We start from the raw sequence: 7,382 nt of genomic DNA, 5'->3' as shown, positions 1-7,382 counted from the left end.
TGGGCCTGGCGTGCGCGCCGGTGGGGGTGCGGGCCCTGGTGTTGGGGGCGATGGATCGTGGGGAGATCGGGTGGGGTCGGGCGCGGGCGTTCTGGCGGCGGTGCGCCCGGTTGCCGGTCGCGTAGGCTGAGGCTGTCGCGCAGGGGTTGTTCGGGGCTGACCCGGCGACGGCTGTCCCGGAGCGGGTGGATGGTGAGGGTGTGCTGGTGGTGCGGCCGTGGCGCGAGGGTGACTATGTCGCGGCGTTGGAGCGGGAGGCGGTGCGGGCCGAGGGCCGGGACGTGATCGCTGAGCGGGAGCGGCGCCGTCGGGCGTATGAGCAGCGGCACGCCGAGCTCGTCGTGGCCGATGACGGGAGTGCGGCGTTGACGCTGGTCGGGTCGTTGGTCTCGTTGTGCGCGGCGCATACCCGCATCGATCGCGCGGCGCGGTTGCTGCGTACCCAGGGCGACCCGCGGACCCTGCCCCAGCTGCACTGCGACGTCGCCGCGGCCCTGCTCATCCACGGTGCCCTGCCCCACCCCGACGCCACCACCACCGGAGCCACCAGCGAAGCCGGCGACGGGAGCGGGGACCTGTTCGGTGAGGGTGAGCTGGCGGTGGCGGACCTGGGGTCGATGGCGCGGGTGCTGCACGCGCTGCCCCCGATCGATCTGCAGGTCATCGTGCCCTGGGACACCCTCACCGGCGCCCCCGCGGCACCAACGGCGTCGGCAGGACGGGCAGTACCGGCCGGCCAGGCTGCCGAGGGCGTCGAAGGTGTCGGGGCTGGTGCTGGGGCTGGGGTGGGGTTGGTGGTCGGGGACCGCCCGGTGTACGTGTCCCCGGGCCAGGTCCGCGAGCTCGCGCTGATCCCGGGCACGACGGTGCACCGGTTGCTGACCGATCCCGCGGACGGGCGGCTGATCGAGCGGACCCGGCAGCAATACCGCCCGGACGCGGACATGCGCGCCCACGTCATCGCTGCTGACGTGTTCTCCCGCGCGCCCGGCTCCCGAACTCCTGCCGGCCGGTGCGAGCTGGACCACGTCACACCCTGGGGCACCCAGGGCGGAGTCACCGGCACGAGCAACCTCGTCGCGCTGTCGAAGAGGGCGCACCAGGCCAAGACCCTGCACCTGGCCACCGCCACCATCAACCAGATGCGGGACCTGACCTGGACCACCCTGCTCGGACAGGTCCACACCACCCGCTCCCACGACTACCGACAACACACCCGCCCAGCGCCGGGTTCAGCACCCCCGGGTCCCAGCCAGATCGGCCCGGAAGTGGTCGGCCAGGACGGGCTGCGCCAGGCGCTGGACACCATCGCACCGGTGAACCCCGCCCCTGACGGCCATCCCGCACAGCACCCCTCACAACGGGCCGACATCGACCACCGCAGAGACACCGTGGCCCGCGTCCTGTACGCGGCCCTGGCCCACCGCGGACCCCACGCGCTGCTCACCGACGACGACGACCACCCCGGCTCCGCCGAGCACGGCGGACACCTCGGCGGCTGGCTCTTCATCACCCACACCACCTCCAGCGGATCCCGACGCCACGGACCACCACCAGAAACCCCCACCCCCGCCGACATCCTCCACCTCACCACCCCCGAGGAGAACACCCCTCCACCTGTGGGCCCGCACCCCACCGGCTGCCCGGGCACCGACGATGACCAGCCGCCCCCGTTCTGAACGGACCATCCTCCACGCACGCCGAGAGGATCCGCGTACGGCACATCACGGCCCGAAGCCGGGTCCGGCATCCCGCGCAGGCGTGTGCCCGGGCGCCCATGACGGGCGCCCGGGCACAGACCGAACTTCTCGACCTGATCGGACTGCTGGTCAGGCGACCCGGGTCTTCGGGGCCCTCTCCTCGGTCATCCGCGCGTCGGTCTCGGGGGAGTCGCCGAGCACCTCGTCGATCTTGGCCATCAGGTCGGCGTCCAGCTTCACGCCGGCCGCCTTGACGTTGTCCTCCACCTGCGAGGGCCGGGACGCCCCGACCAGGGCGGTGGCCACGTTCGGGTTCTGCAGCACCCACGCGACGGCGAGCTGCGGCATCGTCAGGCCGGCCTCGTCGGCCAGCGGCTTCAGGTTCTGCACCGCGGTCAGCACCTCGTCCGTCATGAAGCCCTGCATGCCCTTGCCCATCGACTCGTCGGCGGCGCGGCCCTCGGTGGGCTGCTGGCCGGGCAGGTACTTGCCGGACAGGACGCCCTGCGCCATCGGGCTCCAGACGATCTGGGAGATCCCGAGCTCCTCGCAGGCCGGCACCACCTCGGGCTCGATGACGCGCCAGAGCATCGAGTACTGCGGCTGGGAGGAGATGAGCTGGAAGCCCATGTCCTGGGCCAGGGCGTGCCCGGCCCGGATCTGGTCGGCGGTCCACTCGCTGACCCCGATGTAGTGGGCCTTGCCTGCCCGGACGATGTCCGCGAACGCCTGCATCGTCTCCTCGAGCGGCGTCTCGGTGTCGAACCGGTGCGCCTGGTAGAGGTCGACGTAGTCGGTCTGCAGCCGGCGCAGGCTGCCGTCGATCGACTCCATCACGTGCTTGCGCGACAGGCCGGTGTCGTTCTTGCCGCCCGGTCCGGTGGGCCAGTAGACCTTGGTGAAGATCTCCAGGCTCTCCCGGCGCTCACCCTTCAGCGCCTCGCCCAGCACCGACTCGGCGACGGTGTTGGCATACACGTCGGCGGTGTCGAAGGTGCTGATGCCGTTGTCGAGCGCCGCACGCACGCACTGGTGGGCGACGTCGTTCTCCACCTGGCTCCCGTGGGTGAGCCAGTTGCCGAAGGTGATCTCGCTGATCTTGAGGCCGCTGCGGCCGAGGTATCGAAACTCCATACCCGCCACGGTATGCCTGCCCCCTGACAGCCCGTCGTCGCAGGGGGTCCACCCGTGGTCGTAGTCGGCCCGTCCCGGCATCTACACCACCGGTGGACGCCGCCCACGGGTGGGTCGCAGCACAGTGGACGACATGGACATCACCCAGCTCCTGACCGGCACCGCCATCATCCTCGGCCTCGTGCTGATGACCACCTTGGCCGTGGTCCCGCTGTGGCTCGAGCGTCAGGCCGAGCTCGCCGACCGACCCGCCGACCGGGCCGCCTCGCAGACCGCCCCGCGACAGGCGGCACTGGCCCCCCGTCGGCCGCGCCGCACGGGGAATGGGCCGCTGCGGCCGGGCGTTGCCTAGGCCCGATCCCTGGAGGACCATGTCGCAGCTGCCCGCCCTCGCCACCCAGCACGCCCGCCTCGCCACGCTCCTCACCGCCATCGGGGTGAGGCCGCCCGGCCTGCCCGAGGGCCTCACCGGCGACCTGCTCGTGGTCCACCCCCGGCTGGTGCCCACGGCGGACCTGGTGCCACTGCTCCTCCTCGGGGACGCCCGGGCTTCGTGGTCGAGGACCTGACCGACCTCGCCGACTTCACCCCGGCGCCCGGCGTCGACCTCCCGGACACCGACCTGTATGCCGTCCTCGACCCTCAGCGGGGCGACGAGTTCGCGAACCAGAGCCCGGACGAGGTCGACCCTCGGCTACGGGCCGCAGGTCGCGACCTGATGACCATCGCCGAGGGCGTCTGCTGGGGGCTGCAGCAGCCGGAGGTCATCGAGCGCAACCACTGCTTCATGACCACCGGGTCGCGCCGGCCGAAGGGCCGCGGCCTCGACGCACGGACCCCCGCGCTGTGGATCAGCAACGGCACCGGGCGGGACGGCAAGGGCCGACGGGGCTCGCCGAAGCTCGGCTGGTGCTGGGCCGGCAACCGGCATACCTGGCTGGGGATCGCCTCGGTCGCCGGCCGCAGCACCGCCTGAGTCACCGGGGTCAGCGGCGTCGACCGAGGTCGCACGTCACCAGGGCGCCGTTCCCGAAGGTCCCGGTGGTCGCAGCACGCTGGCTCCCACGGCAAGGCTGTATCGACGCATTCCGAACCTCCAGATGTCACGAACGTGGAGGGCGGGCTCGGGTGGGCTCGTCCATGAGCGGGGCGCACGCGTCACGGAACGCCGTCGCTGCTTCGCATGGTCCTGCTGAGTTGACGTCGTGTCAAGGGGTGGTGCAGGGCGAGGTCGACGCGGGGCTACGGCGTCGGCGCAGGGTCCTCCCCGAGCGCCACCGGCAGCCCGGCACGGCGGAACGCGTCCGGGTCGAAGAAGCCGACCACCCCGGTGATGGCGCCGTCCCGGATGTCGACGACGCACAGCTGGAAGGCGCGGTGGACACCGTCCTCGCCGCGCAGGTACATGCCGGCGGCCGGCTGCCCGTTCGAGGTCGTCGGCACCATCCGCAGGTCCTGCGGCGCCGCGGCCGGGCACTGGGTGCCGATCAGCGTCCGGATGTCCTCCCTGCCGACGTAGAACCGGTCGAACGGCGGCATCTGCCAGGTCGCCTGCTCCGTCATCACCCGGACCACCGCGGGGATGTCGTAGCGCTCGAAGGCGGCGCAGAAGGCCGCGTAGATCTCGTGCTCGGCCTGGGTCAGCTCACCCGCCCGGCGCCCGGAGCGCTCCAGCCCATCGCCCACGGTGGCCCGGGCCCGCTGCAGCGCCGAGTTGACCGCCGCCGCGGTGGTCCCCAGGGCGCTCGCCGTCTCGGCGGCCGAGAGCTGCAGCACCTCGCGCAGCACCAGCACCGCCCGCTGCAGCGGGGGCAGCTCCTGCAGGGTGGCCACGAACGCCAGCTGGACCCCCTCGGTGGCGACGCTGCGCTCGGCCGGGTCGACCGGCATACCCGCCTCGCCCCAGACGAGTCGGTCCGGCAGCGGCTCCAGCCAGTCCCTCGCCCGGTCCTCGACGACCGCGACGCTCGGGTTGCCCGGCGGCTGGCCTAGGCCGCTCGGCAACGGGCGGCGGGCCTGCTGCCGCAGCGCGGTCAGACAGCAGTTGGTGGCGATCGTGTACATCCACGTGCGCAGCGAGGAGCGGCCCTCGAAGGAGTGGTAGCTGCGCCAGGCCCGCAGGTAGGTCTCCTGGACCAGGTCCTCGGCCTCGCCGGCCGAGCCCAGCATCCGGTAGCAGTGCGCCACCAGCTCACCCCGCAGCGGTGCGGTCCGCACCTCGAAGTCCGTGCGGTCCCCGGCCACCCGGTCGTCCTGCTCCACCTGCGCGCTCATGGGCCCCTCCTCGGTCGCGTCACGGATCCGCCTCCATGATCACCCAGATCTCACCCCGGTGGGGGGAGCCGACCTCGATGTGCATCCTCCACCACCGAGGAGTAGGATGCATGCATCATGCAACTATCTGAGGAGCTGGCCCGGACCTTCCAGGCCATGGGACGTTTCCTGCACGAGCGCGAAGCCAGCCTGAGCAGGTCCGACTTCGGTGTCCTGCTGCGCCTCGCCGACACCGGGTGCACGCGCTCCCGTGACCTGGCGGCGGCCGAGGGGCTGGACCCGTCCACGATGAGTCGGCGCCTGGCCTCGCTCGAGGAGCGCGGGTTCATCCGCCGCAGCCCCGACCCCGACGACCGCCGGGCGCAGGTGCTCAGCCTGACCGACGCCGGCGAGGACGCCCTGCGGACCGAGCGTCGACGCCGGGTCGGGTCCGTCACCGACGCGTTGGCCGACTGGCCGCCGGAGGAGCAGGAGGAGCTGGCCCGGCTCCTCGGCCGGCTCGCCGACTCGCTCGAGGCCGCTCCCCGGCCGCGGTCCCCCGGCTGACGCCGCGCCGGACCCGCCCCCATCGCTCACCCTGCCCGACCCTGACAAGGAACTCCGTGACCACCGAGGTATCGACACCCAGCACCACCAGCAGCAGCACCCGCGACACCGGTCAGCCCGCCTCGACCGAGACGGCCGCCCCGCTCGCCTACCGGATGAGCGCCGCCGACCGACGGGTCTTCATCGGCCTCATGCTCGGCATGTTCGTGGCGTCCATCAGCCAGACCATCGTCGGGCCGGCGATGCCGCAGATCGTCGCCGACCTCGGCGGGATGCAGCACTACTCCTGGGTCGCCACCGCCGCCTTCCTCACCTCGGCGGTCACCGTCCCGGTCGTCGGCAAGCTGTCCGACCTCTACGGACGCAAGACCTTCTACGTCGGCGGGCTGGTCCTCTTCATGGCCGGCTCGGTCCTGGCCGGCCTGGCCCCCAACTTCTGGGTGCTGGTGGCGGGGCGGGCGATCCAGGGCGCCGGGATGGGCACCCTGATGCCGTTGTCCCAGACGATCATCGGCGACATCATCCCGCCGCGCGCCCGCGGGAAGTACCAGGGCCTGATGGGCGCCGTCTTCGGGGTCACCTCGGTCGCCGGCCCGCTGGTCGGCGGGGTGGTCACCGACAACGCCGGCTGGCGCTGGCTCTTCTTCGCGGCGCTGCCCATCGGTCTGGTCGTGCTGTGGTTCATCACCCGGTTCATGCACCTGCCGCACCAGCAGCGCAAGGCCCGGATCGACGTCGCCGGCATCGTGACGCTGACCGTCTCGATGGTGTCCATCCTGCTCGCCACCAGCTGGGGAGGCACCACCTACCCGTGGTCCTCGGCGCCGATCCTGGGCCTGTATGCCTTCGGAGCGGTCGTCCTCGCCGCCTTCGTCGCGGTGGAGCTGCGCGCCGAGGAGCCGCTGCTGCCGCTGCGCCTGTTCCGCAACAGCGTGTTCACCTGGTCCAACATCGCCTCGCTCGGGCTGGCGATGGTGATGTTCGGCTCGATCATCTACATCCCCGTCTTCGCCCAGGGCGTCCTCGGGGTGGGGGCCACCGAGTCCGGCCTGATCCTGATGCCGATGATGCTCGGGCTGATCGTGATGGGCATCGTCACCGGGTTGCTGGTGACCAAGACCGGCCACTACAAGCCGTTCATGCTGACCGGCGTGGTGCTGCTCGCCGTCGGCGTGTGGCTGATCACCCGGATCGACGCCGACGGCACCCCGACCCAGCTCTTCGCCGCGATGGTCGTGGTCGGGGTGGGCCTCGGGATGGCGATGCAGCAGTACACGCTGGTCATCCAGAACGTCGTGCGGCGCCGCGACCTGGGGGTCGCCACCTCGACCAGCCAGTTCAGCCGCAACATCGGCTCCACGGTGGGGATCGCGATCTACGGCTCGGTGATGACCGCCGGCCTGGGCGCCGCGATCGCCTCGCACCTGCCCGCGTCGATGCGGGACCAGGCGAGCCAGCAGGCGGAGGGCCTGGACGTGGGATCGGTGCTCGACCCCTCGGCCATGGTCGGGCTGTCCCCGGTGGTGGAGCAGGCCCTGCGCGAGGGCCTGGCCGAGCGTCTGCACGACGCCTTCATGGTGGGGCTGCCCATCCTGGCCGTGGTGTTCGTCGCGACGGCGATGATCAAGCACGTGCCGCTGCGGGAGACCCTCGAGGACCCCGAGGACGACTGACCCCCACCGCACCGCACCCCGCCCCCGGCCAGACCGGGGTGCGGGGTGCGGTGTG

At 72.1% G+C, this 7,382-nt stretch carries 8 protein-coding genes; 6 read left to right on the top strand and 2 right to left on the bottom strand.

Annotation, left to right across the window (positions count from 1 at the left end):
- The first annotated feature begins 200 nt into the window (after positions 1-200).
- Positions 201-1,679, top strand: a complete 1,479-nt coding sequence (locus ACI3EY_RS13915) for a hypothetical protein (RefSeq protein ID WP_405040790.1) — start codon at positions 201-203, stop codon at positions 1,677-1,679.
- 150 nt (positions 1,680-1,829) lie between these two features.
- Here the strand turns inward: ACI3EY_RS13915 and ACI3EY_RS13910 are convergent, their stop codons facing one another.
- Positions 1,830-2,834, bottom strand: coding sequence for an aldo/keto reductase family protein (locus ACI3EY_RS13910; RefSeq protein WP_405040789.1), 1,005 nt, complete (start codon positions 2,832-2,834; stop codon positions 1,830-1,832).
- Positions 2,835-2,967: 133 nt separating this feature from the next.
- Here ACI3EY_RS13910 and ACI3EY_RS13905 point away from each other — a divergent pair, with 133 nt between their 5' ends.
- From ACI3EY_RS13905 to ACI3EY_RS13895, 3 genes are read left to right on the top strand one after another with little or no spacing between them, the layout of a single operon-like run.
- The gene (locus ACI3EY_RS13905; RefSeq protein WP_405040788.1) at positions 2,968-3,186 is read left to right on the top strand and encodes a hypothetical protein; all 219 of its coding nucleotides are present in this window, start codon (positions 2,968-2,970) and stop codon (positions 3,184-3,186) included.
- A gap of 19 nt (positions 3,187-3,205) precedes the next feature.
- Positions 3,206-3,403, top strand: a complete 198-nt coding sequence (locus tag ACI3EY_RS13900; RefSeq protein WP_405040787.1) for a hypothetical protein — start codon at positions 3,206-3,208, stop codon at positions 3,401-3,403.
- A complete protein-coding gene (locus ACI3EY_RS13895) occupies positions 3,388-3,810 on the top strand; it encodes a DUF5701 family protein (protein WP_405040786.1) in 423 nt (140 codons plus the stop codon). The genes ACI3EY_RS13900 and ACI3EY_RS13895 overlap by 16 nt, the downstream gene beginning before the upstream one ends.
- 266 nt (positions 3,811-4,076) lie before the next feature.
- On the opposite strand, the gene ACI3EY_RS13890 is transcribed toward ACI3EY_RS13895, so the two are convergent.
- Positions 4,077-5,108 (bottom strand): sigma-70 family RNA polymerase sigma factor, encoded by a 1,032-nt coding sequence (locus ACI3EY_RS13890; protein ID WP_405040785.1) that lies wholly within the window; start codon positions 5,106-5,108, stop codon positions 4,077-4,079.
- A 117-nt stretch (positions 5,109-5,225) separates the two neighbouring features.
- Here ACI3EY_RS13890 and ACI3EY_RS13885 point away from each other — a divergent pair, with 117 nt between their 5' ends.
- Together ACI3EY_RS13885 and ACI3EY_RS13880 are read left to right on the top strand one after the other, a co-directional pair.
- Complete coding sequence (locus ACI3EY_RS13885; RefSeq protein ID WP_405036808.1) at positions 5,226-5,654, top strand: MarR family winged helix-turn-helix transcriptional regulator; 429 nt, start codon at positions 5,226-5,228, stop codon at positions 5,652-5,654.
- 56 nt (positions 5,655-5,710) lie between these two features.
- Positions 5,711-7,327, top strand: a complete 1,617-nt coding sequence (locus ACI3EY_RS13880) for an MDR family MFS transporter (RefSeq protein WP_405040784.1) — start codon at positions 5,711-5,713, stop codon at positions 7,325-7,327.
- Positions 7,328-7,382 lie beyond the last annotated feature (55 nt).

Source organism: Serinicoccus shuyuelongi (assembly GCF_045032955.1).
GTDB lineage: Bacteria > Actinomycetota > Actinomycetes > Actinomycetales > Dermatophilaceae > Ornithinicoccus.
The sequence above is the reverse complement of the archived record's forward strand: the minus strand, read 5'-3'. Positions and strand labels throughout refer to the sequence as shown.